The sequence below is a fragment of the Nonomuraea sp. NPDC049269 genome (assembly GCF_043197155.1).
Taxonomy (GTDB): domain Bacteria; phylum Actinomycetota; class Actinomycetes; order Streptosporangiales; family Streptosporangiaceae; genus Nonomuraea.
The window spans coordinates 818,673-837,772 of sequence record NZ_JBICSO010000005.1; the positions used below are offsets into that span (position 1 = coordinate 818,673).

The 19,100-nt window shown below is 72.5% G+C and carries 12 protein-coding genes; 3 read left to right on the plus strand and 9 right to left on the minus strand.

The window, feature by feature from the left end; genetic code table 11:
* Positions 1 to 3 precede the first annotated feature (3 nt).
* Genes ACGFNP_RS31265 through ACGFNP_RS31275 form a run of 3 tightly spaced genes read left to right on the plus strand, consistent with a single transcriptional unit; the run spans position 4 to position 2,516 of the window.
* The gene (locus ACGFNP_RS31265; protein ID WP_393324961.1) at positions 4 to 414 is read left to right on the plus strand and encodes a YchJ family protein; all 411 of its coding nucleotides are present in this window, start codon (positions 4 to 6) and stop codon (positions 412 to 414) included.
* The gene (locus tag ACGFNP_RS31270; protein WP_393324963.1) at positions 411 to 827 is read left to right on the plus strand and encodes a DUF6221 family protein; all 417 of its coding nucleotides are present in this window, start codon (positions 411 to 413) and stop codon (positions 825 to 827) included. The genes ACGFNP_RS31265 and ACGFNP_RS31270 overlap by 4 nt, the downstream gene beginning before the upstream one ends.
* A gap of 51 nt (positions 828 to 878) precedes the next feature.
* Positions 879 to 2,516: a RecQ family ATP-dependent DNA helicase gene (locus tag ACGFNP_RS31275; RefSeq protein ID WP_358325710.1), complete on the plus strand. Its 1,638-nt coding sequence runs from the start codon at positions 879 to 881 to the stop codon at positions 2,514 to 2,516.
* Between the two features lie 21 nt (positions 2,517 to 2,537).
* Here ACGFNP_RS31275 and ACGFNP_RS31280 read toward each other — a convergent pair whose 3' ends face one another.
* From ACGFNP_RS31280 to ACGFNP_RS31320, 9 genes are all read right to left on the minus strand, one after another.
* Positions 2,538 to 9,005: a hypothetical protein gene (locus tag ACGFNP_RS31280; protein ID WP_393324966.1), complete on the minus strand. Its 6,468-nt coding sequence runs from the start codon at positions 9,003 to 9,005 to the stop codon at positions 2,538 to 2,540.
* 88 nt (positions 9,006 to 9,093) lie between these two features.
* On the minus strand, positions 9,094 to 10,419 hold the full coding sequence (locus ACGFNP_RS31285; protein WP_393324968.1) for an aminopeptidase P family protein: 1,326 nt from the start codon (positions 10,417 to 10,419) through the stop codon (positions 9,094 to 9,096).
* On the minus strand, positions 10,412 to 11,695 hold the full coding sequence (locus ACGFNP_RS31290) for an alpha/beta fold hydrolase (RefSeq protein ID WP_393324970.1): 1,284 nt from the start codon (positions 11,693 to 11,695) through the stop codon (positions 10,412 to 10,414). The genes ACGFNP_RS31285 and ACGFNP_RS31290 overlap by 8 nt, the downstream gene beginning before the upstream one ends.
* Positions 11,692 to 12,516: an ATP-binding cassette domain-containing protein gene (locus ACGFNP_RS31295; RefSeq protein WP_393324972.1), complete on the minus strand. Its 825-nt coding sequence runs from the start codon at positions 12,514 to 12,516 to the stop codon at positions 11,692 to 11,694. Before ACGFNP_RS31295 ends, ACGFNP_RS31290 begins: the two co-directional genes overlap by 4 nt.
* Entirely contained in the window at positions 12,513 to 13,337 is an 825-nt protein-coding gene (locus ACGFNP_RS31300) for an ABC transporter ATP-binding protein (RefSeq protein ID WP_393324974.1), read from the minus strand. The genes ACGFNP_RS31295 and ACGFNP_RS31300 overlap by 4 nt, the downstream gene beginning before the upstream one ends.
* The gene (locus ACGFNP_RS31305; protein WP_358325727.1) at positions 13,334 to 14,329 is read right to left on the minus strand and encodes an ABC transporter permease; all 996 of its coding nucleotides are present in this window, start codon (positions 14,327 to 14,329) and stop codon (positions 13,334 to 13,336) included. The genes ACGFNP_RS31300 and ACGFNP_RS31305 overlap by 4 nt, the downstream gene beginning before the upstream one ends.
* Positions 14,329 to 15,264, minus strand: a complete 936-nt coding sequence (locus ACGFNP_RS31310) for an ABC transporter permease (RefSeq protein ID WP_358325730.1) — start codon at positions 15,262 to 15,264, stop codon at positions 14,329 to 14,331. The genes ACGFNP_RS31305 and ACGFNP_RS31310 overlap by 1 nt, the downstream gene beginning before the upstream one ends.
* Before the next feature lie 6 nt (positions 15,265 to 15,270).
* On the minus strand, positions 15,271 to 16,953 hold the full coding sequence (locus ACGFNP_RS31315) for an ABC transporter substrate-binding protein (protein ID WP_393324977.1): 1,683 nt from the start codon (positions 16,951 to 16,953) through the stop codon (positions 15,271 to 15,273).
* Between the two features lie 156 nt (positions 16,954 to 17,109).
* Entirely contained in the window at positions 17,110 to 19,092 is a 1,983-nt protein-coding gene (locus ACGFNP_RS31320) for a beta-galactosidase (RefSeq protein WP_393324979.1), read from the minus strand.
* Positions 19,093 to 19,100 lie beyond the last annotated feature (8 nt).

Sequence of the window (19,100 nt, forward strand, 5' to 3'; positions counted from 1 at the left end):
AGAATGAGAGGCGTGCCCCGACGTGACGCGAAACCCGCCTCCGCCCCGTGCCCGTGCGGGCTGCCGGCGACCTACCAGGAGTGCTGCGGGCGGCTGCACCGCGGCCTGACCGCCGCGCCCACGGCCGAGGCGCTCATGCGGTCACGCTTCAGCGCCTTCAGCGTCGGCGATGCCGGATATCTCCTGCGCACCTGGCATCCGGCGGCCCGCCCGCCGCGCCTCGACCTGGACCGGGCGACGCGCTGGACCCGCCTGGAGATACTTGCGACCACCGGGGGCACCGTCTTCCACACCGAGGGCACCGTCCGCTTCCGTGCCCACTACACCGACGCCGGCGAGCCGGGAAGCATGGAAGAGCACAGCCGCTTCGTCCGGCACGAGGGTGGCTGGACCTACACCGGGGCCGAGCGTTGACCGATCTGTTGTCCTGGCTCCGCGCCACGATCGAGGCCGACAGCACGACCGCCGGGGCGGCGACTCCCGGCCCGTGGTCCTACGACCCCGTCAGGGAGTGGTACGACGGCGAGGACTTCGTCACCATGACCAACGGGCAGGAGTTCGTCGGCTTCGGCGACCCGTCGGCCTTCCGCGGCGCGGTCTGCATCACCGGCGACGCCGGTGACGGCCCGTCCATGAGGGACGCCGTGCACATCGCCCGCCACGATCCCCGTGACGTGCTGGCCCGCTGTGAGGCCGAGCTGCGGCTGCTCGCCGAGCACGGCCATGGCGAGAGCTGTGACAGGGGGCCGGCCTGCGACGTTCTCCGGCTCCTCGCGTACGGCTACCGCCACCGGCCCGGCTGGCTGCCCGAATGGGCGCCGCGCTGAGTTCGGCGGGCGCGCCTGCGGGTACTGGCCGCGCACAACCAGGAGGGGTGCATGGGATTACTGGCGAGGCTCAACAGCAGGTTCGGGCGGCGGGGACGGCGGCTGCGGGCGACGGCCCGGCAGACGTTCGACTGGCAGGACCTGCGGCCGGGCCAGCAGGAGGCGATGGAACACCTGCTCGACGGACGTGACGTGCTGCTGGTCATGCCGACCGGCGCCGGCAAGTCGGCGGTCTACCAGGTGCCCGCGCAACTGCGCGACGGCCCGACCGTGGTCGTCTCGCCGCTCATCGCGCTGCAGCGGGACCAGGTGATGGGCCTGCAGAAGGCCGACGCGGGCGGCGCCGTGGCGGTCAACTCCACCTCCTCGGTCAAGGCGGGGCTGGAGAAGGTCACGGCGGGGGAGGCGGAGTTCGTGTTCCTGTCTCCCGAGCAGCTCGCCAAGCCCGACGTCGTCGCCCAGCTCGCCAAGGCGAAGCCGTCGCTCATCGCGGTCGACGAGGCGCACTGCGTCTCCTCGTGGGGGCATGACTTCCGCCCCGACTACCTGCGGCTGGGCAAGGTCATCGAGCGCCTGGGGCACCCGCCGGTGGTGGCGATGACCGCCACGGCGGCGCCGAACGTCCGGGAGGAGATCGTCCGCTCCCTCGGCCTGAAGGACCCGGTGCAGATCGTGCGGGGGTTCGACCGGCCCAACATCCGGCTGGAGGTGCGCCGGTTCGTCACCGACGACGACAAGAGCCAGGCCCTGGCCGAGCACGCCGCGTCCCTCGACGGGCTCGGCCTGGTCTACGTCGCCACCCGGCGCGAGGCCGAGGAGTACGCCGCGCTGCTGACCGGGCTGGGCCGCCACGCCGAGCCGTACCACGCCGGGATGCGGACGGCCGAGCGGACCCGCGTCCACGGGCTCTTCACGGCGGGCGCGGTGGACACCGTGGTGGCCACGTCGGCGTTCGGGATGGGCATCGACCGGCCCGATGTCCGCTACGTGCTGCACGCGTCGCCGCCCGAGTCGCCCGACGCCTACTACCAGGAGATCGGCCGGGCGGGCCGGGACGGCAAGCCCGCTTCAGCCGTGCTGTTCTACCGCTCGGAGGATCTCGGCCTGCGCCGCTTCTTCGCCAGCGGCCGGGCCGACGCGGAGGCGTTGTCCCGGGTGGCGACCCTGGTGAAGGAGCACGGCGGCACCGTACCCGCCACCGAGCTGCGCGCCCTGCTGGGAGTGAGCGCCTCGCAGCTGACGAGCCTGGTCAACCTGCTGGAACAGGCCGAGGCGGTGACGGTCACAGACTCCGGCGACCTGCGTTACGCGCGCGGCGGCCCGCCGCCGCAGCGGGCCGCCGCGCGGGCGGTGGAGCTCGACGACATCCGCCATCGCGTCGACGACTCGCGGATCGACATGATGCGCGGCTACGCGGAGACGACCGGGTGCCGCCGCCGCTTCCTGCTGGAGTACTTCGGCGAACCGTACGACGCGGCCTGCGGCACCTGCGACACCTGCCAGGACGGCGCGGAGCCCCTCGCGACCGGGGACGGGCCGTTCCCGCTGCACGCGAAGGTCGAGCACAACGCGTGGGGGCGCGGGACGGTCATGCGCCGCGAGCCGGACCGGATCACGGTCCTGTTCGACTCGGTGGGCTACAAGACGCTCTCCCTGGCCGCGGTGGAGGGCGTCCTGCGCCTGGCCTAGCCGCGTCAGGCTCCCTCGCTGTCAGGCTCCCTCGCCGAGCTTGGCGAGCAGGGTCTGGGCCTGGGCGGCGAAGCCTTCGTCGCCCGATTCGACCGCTCGCCGCAGATGCTTTCTGGCCAGGTCCAGGTCGCCGTCGCCGTGCTTGATCTCGCCCAGCCGGTAGGCGGCCTCGCCCACCAGGTCGGGCTGCCGCGTGTCGGTGGCCAGGGTGAGCTCGTAGTAGCGCACCGCCGAGCCGCGGTCGCCCAGCCAGTACGCCAGCTCGCCCAGGTGCGCGGCCGCCAGGGGCGCCTGGTTCTCGTCACCCGAGTCGATCACCTGCTGGTACCAGCGCAGCGCCTCGGGCCAGTCACGCTCCCGCTTGGCCAGCGATCCCAGGTACATCTTGGCGACCACCGTCGCCAACCCGCCGGCCTCACCCGCCATCTCCACGACGCGCTGGTACAGCTCGCGGGCCCGGCCCGCGTCCTCGTCGTGATAGGTCTGGCCGAGCAGGACCAGGGCGCGGCGGCCGAGCCTGCTGTCCGCTTCGGAGACGCGGCCCAGCACCTCTCGGGCCTCCGCCACCTCACCCGCGTCCACCAGCGCTTGCCCCAGCGTGACCAGGGCGGCTGGTTCGCCGCTCGCCGCGGCCTGGCGCAACGTGCGCAGCGCGCCCTCACTGTCGCCGTGCTCGTTCTGCATCAGGCCCAGCACGCTCGCCAGCAGGGCCTGCGCGCCCGGGTCCAGGTCGGTTTCGGCGGCGTCGTCCGTCAGGCGCTGGGTGACGTCCGCCAAGCCGGCGGCGTCTCCCGCCACGCGCAGCAACGGGACCAGCCGGCCACTGGCGACCAGCCGTACGTGGGCGTCGGGGTGGTCGGCCAGCCGCTCGTACCTGGCCCGCGCCTCGGCGATCTCGCCGGCGGCGGCGTACAGATCGGCCAGCTGGATCTCCAGGTCGGGGTCGGGATCGGGCAGGAAGCCCACGGCGCTCTCGATGTACAGCACCGCGCTCGCGCGGTCGCCCGCCTCGGCCAGCTCGGTGGCGCGCTTCCCGGCCACCTTGAGCGCCTCCTGCGCCTCGCCCGCCCGGGCGGCCAGCGCCAGCGCGCGGACCGCCACCTGGTGGTCGCCCTCGGTGAAGGCCCGGTTGGCGACCACGATCACATTGTCGGCGGCCATCTCGACCAGCTCCGACAGCAGGTCGGGGTCGTCCGGGCCCACCTCGATGGCGGCCACCCGGCCGAACGCCTCCGCCGAGGCCGCCAGGTCGCCGTCCTCGAACGCCCACTTGCCGAGCAGGTTGCCCGCCTGCGCGCGTACATCCGTGTCGCCGCTGTCAGCCGCGCCGCCGAGCTCGGCGCGGGCCGCCTCACCCTCGCCACGGTCGCGCAGCGTACGGGCCAGGTCGACGCGGATACGCGGAGTGAGCTCCGCGGACCCCAGGTTGACGGCCTGCCGGTACAGCCGTACGGCGGCGTCGGTGTCGCCGCGGTGCCGGCGGGCGTCGCCCCACATCCAGTAACCGGCGGCCATCGTCTCCATGTCGCCGCTGGTCACCGCGCGCTGGGCGGTCGCCGCGACGCCGTCGAAGTCCTTCACCTGCAACTGCGCCAGCATCAGGCTGCGCAGCGGGGTCAGCGCGGCCGGATGATCGACCTCGGAGCCCTTCCGGTAGGCGGCGACGGCGGCTTCCATGTCGTCGTCGTGATACCAGGCGATGTCGCCGAGGTCGTCGTAGGCGGTGGCCACCTCTTCCGGATCGCCGTACTCGACGACCAGCTCCAGCATCGCGCGCGCCTCGGCGGAGTCGTCCGCGACGCTCTCGCGGGCGGCCCGGATGACCTGCCGTCCCGCGGCGCCCGCGGTGGGGGTGCCGGACTGGTTGCGCATCAGCCAGCTCAGGGAGTCGAGCGTGCCCGGGCCTTCCTCGTCGCCGTACGCCTCAAGGATGGAGAACAGCTCGGCCCGCCGGCGCTCGTCCCCTTCGTCATCCTCGTCCTCTTCCGTGCTGCCGGGCAGTCCGGCGGGGACGACGATGTCCTGTTCGTCCAGTGGGGGCTGGGGGGTTGGGTGGCCGGCGGCGCGGGCGGCGAGTTCCAGGGCCAGGTACTCCTCGCCCATCTCCTTGAGCAGGGGCAGCAGTTGCGTGGTCGCCGCCAGCCGTACGCGCGGGTCGTCCGCGGTGGTGAGGGGCTCCAGCAGCGCGCGGGCCTCGGCCGGGGAGCCGTGCTCGGTGAGGAGTTCGGCGAGCTTGATCAGCAGGCGCGGGTCGCCGTCCGGGGGGAAGGCGGCGGCGCCCTTGTAGTACGTGCGGACGGCGTCCAGGTCGCCCCGCTCGGCGGCGGCCGACGCGTGCTCCTTGGCCAGCTCCACGGCGTCGCCGTGCGCCCCGCCCGCGGCCCCCAGGTGCAGTGCGCGGACGGCCACGGTGTGGTCGCCCGCCTCGGCGGCCTCGTAGGCGACGGCGGCCAGGTTGTTCAGGGCCATCCCGTGGTACTCGCGGTCGTGTTCTCCCGGGGCTGGATGGCGGAGACCGGCGGCCGCGGCGGCGCCGAACGCCTCGGCAGCGCCGGCCAGCCGCCCGTCCTCGGCCAGCCAGGCGCCCAGGTGGATGCCCGCGAGCAGTACTTGGCCGGGGTTGTCGCAGGTCAGCACCGCTTCCATCTCGCGGTGGGCGGCCGTCGTGTCGCCGAGCTGGTGGAGTGTCTGGCCGAGTTCGACCCGGATGTAGGGGACGGTGTCCGGGTCGGCGCCCTCGATCGCCTCGCGATAGCCCGCCGCTGCCCCCGCGAGGTCGCCGCGGGCCTTGGCCACGTCGCCCAGCGTCCAGACGCCCAGCGTGACCGTCTCGGCGTCGCCGCTGCCGACCGCGCGCCGCGCGGCCGCCTCCAGGACGTCGACGTCCCCGCGCAGCGCCAGGACGCCGAGCAGGCGGCGCAGGCAGGTCAGCGCGGCCGGATGATCGACGGCCGCGCCCAGCGTGAGCGTCTCGGCGGCGGCGTCGGTGTCTCCGGCCAGGTCGTAGGCGAGGCCGAAGTTGTCGCAGGCGATGGCCACCTGCTCGGGCGTACCGAACTCCAGCACCAGCTCGTACAGCTCGCGTGCGCCGTCCGCGTCGGCGCGCAGCCGCTTCAGCGCGGCGCCGAGGACGAGGTCGGCCGCCTCTGCCCGCTCAGCGGTCGTCGCGCGCTCCAGCAGGGGCCGGACCTCCGCGAGGTCGCCTTCGTACAGGGTGATGCGCAGCTCGGCGATCGCCGGTGAGCCGTACGCCTGGGTGAAGAGCTCCAGCGCTCCCGCCCGGTCGTTCTCGTGCAGCCGGAGCATGGCCAGTTCGTCCGGGCTCGCGGTGCCGAGGCGCTCCTTGGCGGGCAGCCGGATGGAGGGGTCGTCCGCGGTGGCGGCCCGCTCGTACGCCGTACGCGCGCCCTCCGCGTCTCCGGCTTCGGTCAGGTAGCCGCCGAGTTCGTACGCGATGAGCGGGATGTTCTCCCCGGAGGACGCGTCACCCGCCGCGGCGAGCCGTTCGAAGGAGGCGATGGCACGTGCGGCGGCCTCGGCGGCCCGCCCCGCCTCGCCCCGGCGGCCGAGCAGCCTGGCCAGCATGACCCCCGCCGTGGCGGCGACCTCGGTGTCCGGCTCAGAGCCGGGCTCGCCGTCGATCGCCTGCCGGTACTGTGCGGCGGCCGCGTCGAGCTCGCCGGCCTCTTCGAGCGCGGCGCCGATGACCAGATGCACGTGCGGCCCGTCGCCGGTCGCGGACACCTGGAGGTCCCGGGCCTCGGCCACCTGGCCCGCGGCCACGAGTACCCCGGTCAGGACGTCCAGGAGCCGGACGTAGTCGTCGTCGTCCGGGTCCAGGGCGTCCAGGGCCCGCCGGTAGGCCGTGGCGGCGCCGACCAGGTCGCCGAGTGAGGCCAGCGCCTCACCGAGGCTCTTCGCGCCCACCATCGCCTGGTGCTCGTTGTCCCCGTCGGCGGCGACGGTCCACGCCGCGGCGGCGCCGGCGAGGTCGCCCCCGTCGTTGCGCAGCGCGCCGAGATACAGCGCGGCCTCCTGGACGCGCTCCGGGTGGCCGCAGGCGATCGCCAGGGACAGCGCGGCGTCGGCGGCCGCCACGTCCCCGGCGCGCTGCCAGGCGTGGGCGGCCTCCAGCGCGAGCCAGGTGTTCATGAACGAGCGGTGGTCGTCACCGCGCTCCCCGATGGCGGCCAGCACGGCCGAGGCGCCCGCGAAGTCGTGGCCGAGCAGCCCGCGCGCGAACACGCCGTCCTCGCCGAGCTCCGGATGGTCCGCGCCGACCTGGTCGAACGCGTGGCGCGCGGCCTCGAAGTCGTCCATGCGGACCCGGGTGAACCCGAGCAGCCAGGCGCTGCGCGGCGCCCGGAGCCGGTCGCCGCGGGCCATGATCCGCTCGTGTACGGCCGCCACGCCGGGCAGGTCGCGACGGGTCTCCAGGATGTGCAGCAGCTTCGCCTCGGCCTCGGCGCCCAGGCCCGGATGCTCGCGGACGGACGCGTAGGCGGCCAGGGCTCCGTCGGCGTCGTCCTGACCTTCGAGCGCCGTGCCCAGCGCGTGGGCCACCCACGGCGCCAGCGCCGGATGGCCGTGCGCGTGGGCGCGGCGCAGCAGCTCGACGAGCTCTTCGTCCTCGTCGCCCTCGCGGATGATCGAGGAGATGACGGCGGCGTGCGAGAGCGCCAGCGGATCGCCGGCCGCGGCGGCTTCGCCGAGCAACTCGATCCCCTGCGAACGCGGCACCCCGAGCGACACGTACACCTGCGCGAGCATGCTCTTGGCCAGCGCGGACACGGCCGGGTCGGGATGCCCGGCGCACTCCTGATAGGCCGCGATCCCCGCCTCACGGCCGAGCCGCTGGTAGCCGACCAGGGCGGCGAGCATCGGATGCGGCGCCCCGCCGCCGGTGGCGGACGTCGGGCGTGGCGCGCCGCTCTCGGTGGTGAGCGCCGAGTCTGGCGCGCCGCTCTCGGTGGTGAGCGACGGATGCGCCCCGCCGATCTCGGCGATGAGGTGACGGTTCACGGCGGCGGCGAAGCCGTTGACGTAGTCGTCGCCGTCCGCGACGTACTCGAGCAGCTCGTACGCCTGCTCCACGTCGCCCTCGCCGTACTCCAGGGTGGCCAGCATGGCGCAGGCACGCGCGGACTGGAGCGGGACATCGGCGTCGATCACCCGGCGCAGCAGCACGCGGGCCTGGGCGAGGTCGTCCGCGCGGATCAGTTCCAGCGCGGCGTCGCAGTCGTCGACGGCCTGCTCCAGCGCCTCGTCCGGGCCGCGTACGGCGCCCTCGGCGTACGCGAGCGTCATCCGCGCCTGGAAGGCCACGTCGGCGTCGTCGAGCTCGGCCGCCTGCCCGAGCAGCGCGACGACCTCCGCCCGCCGCGGGTCGTCCCCGGCCAGCCCGTGCAGCAGCAGGCCCAGGCAAGCCACGGCGCCCTGGTGGAAGTCCGAGTCGCCGCCGAGCACCACCCGCCAGCAGGCGAGCGCCTCGTCCACCTCCCCGGCCTCGGAGTACACCTGGCCCAGGCAGGCCCGCGCCTCCAGCGCGAACCGCGGGTGCCCCGACTCGACCACCCGCCACAGGACGGCCCGGGCGCCTTCCTCGTCGCCGAGCTCGCGGGTGAACTTCGACTCCTGGATGAGCGCGTCGAGCCGGATCTCCGGCCGGTGATCCTCGGCCGCGCGCCGGTAGGCGTCCCGGGCCTCGACGAGCTCGCCCAGGTCGAACAGGACCGCGCCGAGCAGCTTCTCGGCCAGGCCGCGCTCGGCCGGATCGCCGACCGCGATCGCGTGCTCCATGACGCGGCGGCAGTCCTCGAACTCCGCCCGGTCGGCGTAGATCGAGTACAGCCGGAACGCCGCCTGGGAGCAGAGCTCGGGCATCCCGTGGGCGAGCATGCGGTTCAGGCCGGTCAGGATGATCTCGTCGTTCGAGCCGTCGTCCTCGTCGAGCAGCCCGGTGATGGCCTCGAACGCGTCCCAGGCCTCGCGCTCACGCTCGCCGCCGTCGTCCGGCCACCGCGTGTCCTCCAGGCCCTCCGTGAGCTCGGCGACCCCGGGGTGGTCGCCGCGTCTGGCCCGCGCCAGCGCCTCCGCGGCGCCGTCCAGGTCGCCGAGCCGCTGCAGCACACGTACGAGGGCGACGTCGGCCATCACCGAGAGGTCGGCGTCGGCACCCGAGGCGGCGAGCCGCAACGGGCGGCAGGCCAGCGCCCACTGCTCGGCGTCGACCAGCATGAGGCCGAGGGAGATCGCGGAGCGCTGCGCGAACACCGGATGCCCCGAGGCGATCACCGAACGGTGCGCCGCCCCCGCGCCTTCCAGATCACCTCTGTCCTGCAGGAGGCGGCCGAGCAGATGTGAGGCCTCAAGGGCGACGGTCGCGTCGCCGGAGACCACGACCTCCCGCACCACCGCCGCCGCGCCGTCCAGGTCACCCTGCCGCCACATGCCGATCGCCGTTTCGAGCCGCTCGGGCCACGAAGACATGCTTTAACCCCTACTGCCGGAATGTGATCACTGCCGTGCAAACGATGGAACGTACACGATCAGACTCCGGAGTTTCTGTGGTTTCGTATCATTCGCCGTTTTTTGGCCAGTTCTCCAGGCCACTCGCGGACAGGGGCAGCGCGGCGGAGAGCACCTCGATGCCGTCCGCCGTCACCAGCAGGTCGTCCTCGATGCGCACGCCGATCCCGCGCAGCTCGGGCGGCACGGTCTGATCGTGGGCGTGGAAGTACAGGCCGGGCTCGACGGTGAACACCATGCCCGGCTCGATGAGCGCCCCGTGGTACGCCTCGGGCGCGGCCTTGGCGCAGTCGTGCACGTCCAGCCCGAGATGATGGCCGATGCCGCAGATGAGGTAGCGGCGGTGGTGCTGGCCGTGCTCAGACAGCGCCTCGTCCACCGAGACGGGCAGCATGCCCCAGTCGTCCAGCCCGTGGGCGATGACCTCCATGGCGGCGTGGTGGAAGTCGGTGAACCGGTGGCCGGGGCCGGCCTGCGCGAGTCCCGCCCGGTGTGCCCGTTCGACCAGGTCGTGCACCTGGCGCTGGGCGGGGGAGAAGGTGCCGGAGGCGGGGAAGGTGCGGGTGACGTCCGCGGTGTAGTGGCTGCGTACCTCCACGCCCATGTCCAGCAGCAGCAGCTCCTCCGGCAGCACCGGGCCGTCGCAGCGCACCCAGTGCAGGGTCGGGGCGTGCGGGCCGCTGCCCACGATCGTCGCGTAGCCGGGGCCGTTGCCGTACGCCCTGGCGTACCGGTCGAACGTGCCCTGCAACCAGCGCTCGCCCGCCCCGGCGATCGCGGCCGGGATCTCGGCGAGCACGGCGGCGAAGCCCTCGACCGTCCTGTCCACGGCCTCCCGGAGCTGGCCGATCTCCCAGTCGTCCTTGATCATGCGCAGCTCGGCCAGCGTCCTGGCGACGTCCTCATCGGTGGAGACCGTGCCGTCGAAGTCCGCCAGCGGCCTGACCTGGACGCCCAGCGCCGCCGACCACTCGCCCAGACCGGGGGCCGCGCCCACCCACAGCTCGCCGCGGGCGGCGTCGGCGAAGAACCCCGTCTCGCCGGGATAGGCGGGGACGGGCAGGTACACGACCGCGTCGCCGTCCCTGACCACCGCCACAGCCTCCTCGGCCACGCAGCCGGTGAGCCAGTAGAAGTCGCTGCCGGGGCGGAAGTCGTAGGAGGTGTCGTTGCTGCGTACCGGGGCCCGGCCCGCGGCCACCACGACGGTCCGGCCGGGGAGCGCGGCGGCGAGCCGTAACCGGTGGGCGGCGGCGGCCTCGGCGGCACCGGGGACGACGGTCGGGGTGCGGTCGGGGATGTCCCAGCCCTTGCCGATGTAGTCGGTGAACGCCGGGATATCGATAAGTTTCGGCGGCTTATGGTCGTCAGTCACCTGTGATGCCTCCTCCGAGGTCCCGCACCAGTCCGGTCAGCCGGGCGAAGACGCGGTCCTCGCCCAGGCCGTCGTGTTCGTACTCGTTGGTGACCCACGCCTGGGCGTTGCCGATCCGGGCGGCGGTGTCCAGTTGCAGGCCGGAATCCACGTACATGTCGTCGTAGTAGACGGCGGCGGACAGCGGCACCTCGTTGGCGGCCAGTCGTACCGGGTCATAGAGCGGCGGCCAGTCCGTCCGCGAGGCCAGCAGCTCCACGGCCGCGCGGAACGGGCGCAGCGCGCGGATCTCCTCGAACATCCAGGGGTACATCATCTCCCCGGTGAACAGCAGTGGTCTAGCCGACTCCGCGAAGGCGGGGCGGCGGGCGCGCTCGCGCTCGGCGGCCCAGCCGGTGGCGCCCCGGGCCGAGCCGTAGATGCTCTCCTGGAGCGCGGCGAACAGCGGGTTGTCGCTGTAGGAGGAGCGGGCCAGCACCTGGTGCAGGAAGGTCTCCGTCGGGTGCTCGCCGTCGAGCGCCTCGTCGAGCAGCCAGTGCATGCGCTCGTACCCCGGCTTCATGCCGAAGTCGATGCCGAGCGACTGCAGCCGCCGCACCGTGAGCACGTCGCCGTCCGGCAGCAGGACGTCCTCGGCCGACAGCCGGTCGGCGAGGCGGGCCACGGTCTCGCGGTGGTGCGGGTAGCGGCGGTAGAACTCGGCGTTCTTGGCCGCGACGCGGGGATAGGTGCGCCGGTAGACCTCGGCGGCGTCCGGCTCCAGGGCGGGCAGGCCGCCGGTGACGTAGCAGGCGCTCAGCCCCTGCGGCGCCCGCGACAGGTAGGTCAGCGTGATGAACCCGCCGTAGCTCTGGCCCAGCGTCTCCCAGCGACGGCCGCCGAAGAGGGTCGTCCGCAGGTGCTCGGCGTCGGCGACGATCGAGTCGGCCCGGAAATGGGCGAGATACAGGGCGGCCTCCCACGCGCTCTCGAACGCGCTGATGACCCGCCCGTCGATCCTGGAGCTGCGGCCGGTGCCGCGCTGGTCGAGCAGGATCACCCGGTGCGTCTTGAGGGCCTGGCCGAGCCAGCCGTTCGTGCCGATCGGGCGCGGGCCCTTACCGCCGGGACCGCCCTGCAGGTACAGCAGGCACGGCAGGTCCTCGGCGGCCCGCACCGGATCGGCCAGCTCCCGGGCGAAGACCGTGATCGTGTCCCCATCGGGGTCCGACCAGTCGAGGGGCACCGGCACCACGTGGTCGCGCACGCGCATCCCGGGGATCGTGTACGTGGTCAACGGAGGCTCCCTTCACGGCGCCTGCGGTCCCATTCGGGATTGATGCGGGGGATGGCGGCCAGCAGCGTGCGGGTGTACGGGTCCTGAGGGTCGCCGAACACCTGGGCGGACGGGCCCTGCTCGACGATCCTGCCCTCGCTCATGACCGCCACCCGGTGCGCGATCTGCCGGACGACCGCCAGGTCGTGGGCGATGAAGACATAGCTGAAGCCGCTCTCCGCCTGCAGCCGCCGCAGCAGCTCGATGACCTGGGCCTGCACGGAGACGTCCAGGGCGGACACCGCCTCGTCGCAGATCACCAGCTTGGGGTTCACGGCCAGCGCGCGGGCGATGCCGATCCGCTGGGCCTGACCGCCGGAGAACTGCGCGGGGTAGCGCTGCGAGTGGTCCGGGTCGAGCCCGACCCGCTCCATCAGCTCACGGGCGTGCGCCCGCTTCCCGCCGGTCGGCGGGATCCCCTGGTAGACCAGCGGCGCCATCAGAATGCGCTCGACCGTGTGGCGGGGGTTCAGCGAGGAGTAAGGGTCCTGGAAGACGACCTGCACGTTGGCGCGGTAGCGGGCCAGCGCGGGCCCCTTGGCGGCGGTGATGTCCTCGCCCTCGAACGTAAGGGTGCCCGCGCTCGGCTCCATCAGCCGGGCCACCATGCGGGCGGTCGTCGACTTGCCGCTGCCCGACTCGCCCACCACGGCCAGCGTCTCGCCGAGCCGGACGTCGAAGCTGACCCGGTCGACCGCGGTGAAGGCGGTCCTGCGGCCCAGCGGCCCGCGGGTGACGAACCGCTTGGTCAGCTCGCTCGCCCTCAGCAAGGGCTCACTCATGACATCACCTCGTCGTTGGGGGAGTCGATGGGGGAGTCGTCGATGCGGGGGACGCTTTCCAGCAGCATGCGCGTGTACGTGTGCCGCGGCTCTGCGAAGACCTGCTCGGCGGTGCCGTACTCGACCTGCTCGCCCCGGCGCATCACCAGGACGCGGGTGGCGATCGAGCTGATCACCGCGAGGTCGTGCGTGATGAACACCATCCCCGTGCCGCTCCGCCGCCGCAGATCGGCGAGCAGGCGCAGGATCTGCGCCTGTACGGTCACGTCGAGCGCGGTGGTCGGCTCGTCGGCGATGAGCAGGGCGGGGGAGCAGACCAGCGCCATCGCGATCATGACGCGCTGCCGCTGCCCGCCGGAGAACTGGTGCGGGTAGTAGTCCACCCGCCGCTCCGGATCGGGCAGGCCCACCTGCTCCAGCGCCTCGATCGCGATCTTGCGCGCCGCCTTGCGCGAGCGCCCCCGGTGGGCCCGGTAGACCTCCTCGATCTGGAGGCCCACGGTGTAGTACGGGTTCAGCGACGACAGGGGGTCCTGGAAGACCATCGAGACCCGGTCACCCCTGATCCGGCGCATGTCCCTGTCGGCCCGGCCGAGCAGTTCGGTGCCGTCCAGCCGGATGCTGCCCCGGGTCACGGCGCCCCGGGGCAGCAGCCCCATGATCGCGAGGCTGGTCATCGACTTGCCGGAGCCGGACTCGCCGACGATGCCGACGGTCTCGTCGTCGGCGACGGTGAAGGAGACGTCCTTGACCACGTCCACCGGTCCCCGCGTGGTGGGGAAGGTGACGGTGAGGTCCTCCACGACAAGCAGGTCGCTCATTTCGCGGTGATCCTCACTCTCGGGTCCAGTCTGGTGTAAACGAGATCCACCACCACGTTGCCCACCACCACGAAGAACGCGGCGAGCAGCGTCACCGCCATGATCACCGGCTGGTCGTTCTTGGCGATCGAGTCGGCGGCCATCTTGCCGACCCCGTTGAGGCCGAAGACCGTCTCGGTGATGAGGGCGCCGCCCAGCAGGGCGGCGAAGTCCATGCCGAAGATGGTGGCGATCGGGGTGAGCGCGGGCCGCAGCGCGTGCCGCCGCAGGGTGAGCGCGGGGGACAGCCCCTTGGCCCGCGCCGTGCGCATGAAGTTCTCGGCCAGCGTGTCGATCACGTTGGCCCTGGTCAGCCGGGCGTACAGACAGGCGTAGCCGGTGGCCAGCACGACCCACGGCATCAGATACGACTGGAACCAGAGCAGCGGGCCGTCGGAGAAGGCGACCGCCGACGGGAAGGGCAGGATCTGCAGCCACACCACCAGCACGTACTGCAGCGCCAGCGCCAGCACGTAGTTGGGGATGCTCGACCCGCCGAGCGCCAGCCCCATCGCGGCGCGATCCCACCAGGTGCCCTCCTTGACCGCGCTGACCAGCCCGGCCACGATGCCGACCAGCAGCCAGAGCACCGCGGCGCCGATCGCGACGGTGGCGCTGACCGGCAGCCGGTCCACGACCATCTCCCAGACCGACTGATTGGTCTGGAAGCTGTAGCCCAGGCAGGGGGCCGCGCAGTGGACGAGGTTGGCTCCCGAGCCGTAGTCCCGCCCGGCGAAGATGCCTATCAGGAACGTCCAGAACTGGGCGAAGAACGGCCGGTCGAGCCCGAGCACCTCGTGGATCTGGTCGATCCGCTCGGGCGTGCACGTCTTCCCGCAGATCATCACCGCCGGATCCGGCTGCAGCGTGAAGAAGATGACGAAGGTGAACAGGCAGACCAGGAACAGGATCAGCACGATCCCGGCGACCCGCCCGGCCAGATAACGGGCCATCAGGAGGCCTCCCCGGCGTCGAAGGCGGCACGCAGGCGGTCCCCGAGCACGGTCAGGGACAGCACGGTGCAGAACAGGAAGGCGCCGGGCACCGCGAAGTACATCGGGTCCACGGCGTACCAGCCCACCGAGCTGGAGATCATCTGCCCCCATGACGGGGTCGGCGGGGTGACGCCGACGCCCAGGAACGACAGCCCCGCCTCGGTGCCGACGTAGCCGGGCACGGACAGCGTCGTCATCACGATCAGCGAGCTGCGCAGGTTCGGCAGGATCTCCTTGAACACCAGGGCCCCCGTGGAGGCGCCCGAGGCCCTGGCGGCCTCGACGAACTCCCTGTTCACCAGCGTCAGCGTCTGTCCGCGCACCACCCGGGCCAGGTAGGGCCAGCCGAAGACGCTGATCACCACGACCAGCAGCACCGGGCGGTTCCCCGACGGCAGCGAGGACAGGATCGCGATCATGAAGATCAGCGCGGGGAAGGCCATCAGGAAGTCCATGATCCGGCAGATCACCTGGTCGACCCAGCCCTGGTAGAAGCCGGCCAGCATGCCCAGCACCACCCCGAGCAGGGTGGTGAGCACGGTGGCCGCGGCCGCGATCAGCAGCGAGACGCGCGCGCCGTAGGCGATGCGGGCCAGGATGTCGCGGCCGTTCTGCGGCTCGACGCCGAGCGGGTGGCCGGCGCTGATCCCGCCCAGCGAGCCGCGCGGCAGCCCGCCGAGGTCGGTGTCGATGGCCGCGCTGTCGAAGTCGTTCGGCCCGTGACCGGTGATCGCGGAGATCAGCGGCGCGCAGATCGCCATCAGCAGGATCAGCACGAGGAAGGCGCTGGAGAGCACGGCGGCCCAGTCGTGCAGCAGCGCGCCCGCGACCCGCCGGCCCGAGGTGGCGGGCGCCACGGGGGCGCCCGCCGGGGGGAGAGTGGTGGTGGTCATGGTCGGCTACTTGCTCGGCTTGGCCAGTCCGACGGAGACCAGATCGATGCCGCCGGAGAACGCCGCGGACTGGTACGCGCCGGCGATGTTGGCGCCCGCGACGATGACGTACTTCTCGTAGGCAAGGGGCACGATCGGCGCCAGCTTCATGATCTGCTTGTCCAGCTCGCCGTAGGCGGCGTTCGCGGCCGTGACGTCGGGCATCGCGGCGATCTCGTCGATGCGCGCGTTGACCGCCTTGTCGTTGATCTGGGCGAGGTTCGCGTTGCCCTTGGCGGTGATGTTCCGGCCGTCGAACAGCGGCGGCAGGAACGTCGCGCCGGACGCCCAGTCGGGGCACCAGCCGGTGACGGCGGCGTCGTGCTGCTGCGCGGGTGTGCCGATCACCTCGTAGTAGGTGGAGGTGTCGATGTTGTTGATCTTGACGTCGATCTTCACCGCCTTGAGCGCCTCCTGGATGGCCACGGCGACCGCCGACATCTTCGGGTCCGGACGGGTGTCGAGGGTGAGGGTGAAGCCGTTCGCCTGGCCCGCCTCGGCGAGCAGCTTGCGGGCGGCTTCGACGTCGGTGGGATAGGGGTCGTACTCCACCCGGCCGGCGACCGTCGGCGGCTGGATGGAGGTGCCCTTGGCCGCCAGGTTCGTACCGCCCATCCCGGCCACCACGGTGTCCTTGTTGATGGCGTAGTTGATCGCCTGGCGCACCCGTACGTCGTCCAGCGGCTTCTTGGTGGTGTTCAGGCCCATGTAGGTGGTGCAGCCGTTGAGCCCGCTCAGCGTGCGCGACTTGAGCTGCGGAGTCTGCACCCGCGCCACGGTCGCCGCCTGGATCGTGCCCGCGACGGCGTCGGCGTCGGCGCCCTGCCCGGCCAGCATGCGCTCGTCGATGGTGGCCGGGTCCAGCCCGAACGTCCACTCCCAGGCGTCCGGCTTGGCCGCCCTGACATTGTCGGTGGCGGCCTTCCACTGCGGGTTGCGCACCAGCTTGAGCGAGGAGCCGCGCTGGTAGCTCGCCAGCTTGTACGGCCCCGACGCGATCGGCTTGGTGTCGAACGCGGCCGCCGCGCCGGTCCCCTTGGGGAAGGGGGTGAAGTTGGCCATGGCCAGCGCGCTGGGGAAGTCGGCGAAGGGCTTCTTGAGGTGGAAGACGATCGTCTTGGCGTCCGGGGTCTCGATCGTGTCGAGGTCGCCGGACAGGTACGGCCCCTTGTAGTCCTTGGGCGCGTCCAGGAGCAGCTTGGCGTACGGGGAGCCGATCCCGGCCTCGGGGTCGAAGCCGCGCGATGCGCCGAACTTCACCGCCTCGCTGTTGATCGGCGTGCCGTCCTCGAAGAACAGGTCGTCCTTGAGGGTGAAGGTCCAGGTCTTGGCGCCGTCGGACGGCTTGCCCGTGTCGGTGGCGAGATCGGGCACGATCTTCGTGCTCTCCGCGCCGGGGCCCGCGCCGAACGTGGTCAGACCCCGGTAGATGAGCCGGAAGAAGTTGTTGACGCCGCCGTCCCAGCCGCGCGCGGGGTCCAGGTGGGAGAAGTCCGCCTTGACCAGGAAGTGCACGGTGCCGCCCGTGGCGGCCGCCTTCGCCGACGACCCGGACCCCGGGGTGGTCGCGGCGCCGCCGCCTCCGCCACAGGCCGCGAGCGCCAGCACGGCGGTCACCGCGACGCTCGAAAGCGCAGCCGATCTCCTCATGTCGCCTTCTTTCTGAAGATCCCTCGACGCCCAGCCACCATGGATTCGTCAGTAATGTGTGGCATTGCACTGAACCATAGGTGTCTGCTGGGTTGACTGCCAAGGGTTACGGCGAGGAAATCATTGACCGTAACAAGACCGTAAACCGGGAAACGGTCAACCCAAGAGGTGGCCGGCGATCCGTACCAGGTCCGCGGGATGCGGCGCGGCGACCGTGCGGCCCGCGAACGTGGCGCGCGCCACCACCGCCGAGTCCAGCCACCCGTTGACGCCCTTCACCAGCAGGTCGCCGAGCTCGCCGTCGGCCAGGCGGAGCACCGCAGCCCCGCCCCGCGCGGCCACGACCTCGACGTCCCCGAGCGGGGTCCGTACGCCGACCGGGCCGTCGTTGTCATCCTGGACGAGCACGGTGAGGTAGTGGACGTCCCGGTCCGGATGGCTGCGCAGGAACGCGTCCGCCCGGCCGTTCAGGATGGACAGTGGGCCGGGTGTGGCGGGCAGCGGCTCGGAGGGGCGGAAGAGCGAGCAGGGCTCCATGTTCTCGTCGAGGGTGGGCACCGGGCCGTCCACCAGCACCCGGCCGCCGCGGGCGAGATGGCCGGCCAGCAGTCGCTGCACGTGGCGGTGCATGAAGGGCCCGCCGGGCACGGTCACCGTCGCGAAGGCGGCCAGCCGGTCCGGCGTGACCGTCTCCAGGTCGAGCAGCGCGTAGTCGCGGCACCGCGCCCGCATCCGGTCGTGGAAGGCGCGCAGCGTCCGGCCGCACTGCGGGCCGTCGGCGCCCGACAGGGCGGCGATCCCGGCATAGGGCAGGTACAGCCCGAAGGCCTCCGACGTCACCGGGACGCACTCCAGGAACTCGGCCCCGTGGCGGGCGAAGAAGCCCGCCAGCGCGTGGACCACGGGCGCCTTCTCCGAGGGCGAGCCGTCCGCCGCGATCGGCGCGCAGTCGGGATAGCTGCCGGTGTGGGCGGAGTCCAGGTCGGGCAGCCAGCCGGAGGTGGACACACCGGTGTAGAGGTTGACGCCGGTGGCCCCGGCGGCCAGGGCGAGCAGACTCTGGTGGAAGCTGGTCGCCGCGTCGACGTAGGCGGGGTCGTAGAGCTGGGAGAAGCCCCAGTTCTCCTCCATGTTGGGGCCGGGGGCGCGCTTGGCCGCGATCACGTAACGGGCCTGCGCGTCGGGGTCGGCCGAGACGACGCCCATCCAGTTGGTGAAGCCGTAGGAGATGCCGCCCCACAGCTCGGGGCGGACGCGGGCCAGCCAGTCGTCCAGCTCCGCCACGGTCGGCGGGTTGAGGTTGACCACCACGGGCAGTTCCGAGCCGACTGCCCGCACCGAGACCTGGTAGACCGCCGCCAGGTATTCGGCGTGGCAGCGGCCCCAGTCGGCCTTCGCCCGCGCACCGGACCCTTCCGGACGCGGTGGCTCGATCTCCGTCCACCCGCCGAACGACGTCTGATGGGCTTGGTTGTACGCATCGAGCGTGCCGTACCAGGCACGTAGCCGGTCACGGAAGAAGGCCAGCCCGGACGGGCTGTAGTCGTAGGCGGTCAGCGGCAGCGCGCCGTTGGTGTAGATGCCTTCGTTCGCGATCTGCAGCGCGACGACCGGGCCGCCGTCCACGATCACCTCCTTGCCCACCGCCGACAGCCACTCGCCGGCCCTGGCCAGGAAGGCGGCGCCCAGCGGCGCGGGCAGCGGGCGCCCGGGGCGGTGCGCGGGGGAGTCCGACCAGCGGGAGGGGGCGCCCGACGCGTCGAGCAGCGCCTCGATCGCCGGGTCCGCGTCGGGGCAGACCCAGTCGGGCAGCCCGCCGTAGGTGACCTCGGCGTGGATGAACGGGCCAGGCTTGGCCACCACCTTCAGCCCGAGGTCCCGGCAGAGCGCCAGGAAGCCGATGACGTCCCTGGACGGATGGGTCGCGCCGGTGAAGTCGGGCGCCGTGCCCGGCTCGGGCTGGTGGTGGCGCCAGGGCAGGTAACAGGTGATCACCTCGATGCCCAGTTCGTCGCGTACGGCCCGCAGCCGGTCCACCCAGACGGCGGGGTCGTCGCGGTAGTAGGGGTAGTCGGCGGTGAGGAGCACCCGCGGCTCGCCGTCGACCACGGCGACCCCGTCACGGAACTCGATGGACACGTTCACAC

Excerpts from the sequence above, each read along its gene's own strand:
- ACGFNP_RS31265 (WP_393324961.1), top strand. The coding sequence starts at position 4 with ATGAGAGGCGTGCCCCGACGTGACGCGAAACCCGCCTCCGCCCCGTGC.
- ACGFNP_RS31275 (WP_358325710.1), top strand. The coding sequence starts at position 879 with ATGGGATTACTGGCGAGGCTCAACAGCAGGTTCGGGCGGCGGGGACGG.
- ACGFNP_RS31280 (WP_393324966.1), bottom strand. The coding sequence starts at position 9,005 with ATGTCTTCGTGGCCCGAGCGGCTCGAAACGGCGATCGGCATGTGGCGG.
- ACGFNP_RS31295 (WP_393324972.1), bottom strand. The coding sequence starts at position 12,516 with ATGAGTGAGCCCTTGCTGAGGGCGAGCGAGCTGACCAAGCGGTTCGTC.
- ACGFNP_RS31300 (WP_393324974.1), bottom strand. The coding sequence starts at position 13,337 with ATGAGCGACCTGCTTGTCGTGGAGGACCTCACCGTCACCTTCCCCACC.
- ACGFNP_RS31305 (WP_358325727.1), bottom strand. The coding sequence starts at position 14,329 with ATGGCCCGTTATCTGGCCGGGCGGGTCGCCGGGATCGTGCTGATCCTG.
- ACGFNP_RS31310 (WP_358325730.1), bottom strand. The coding sequence starts at position 15,264 with ATGACCACCACCACTCTCCCCCCGGCGGGCGCCCCCGTGGCGCCCGCC.
- ACGFNP_RS31315 (WP_393324977.1), bottom strand. The coding sequence starts at position 16,953 with ATGAGGAGATCGGCTGCGCTTTCGAGCGTCGCGGTGACCGCCGTGCTG.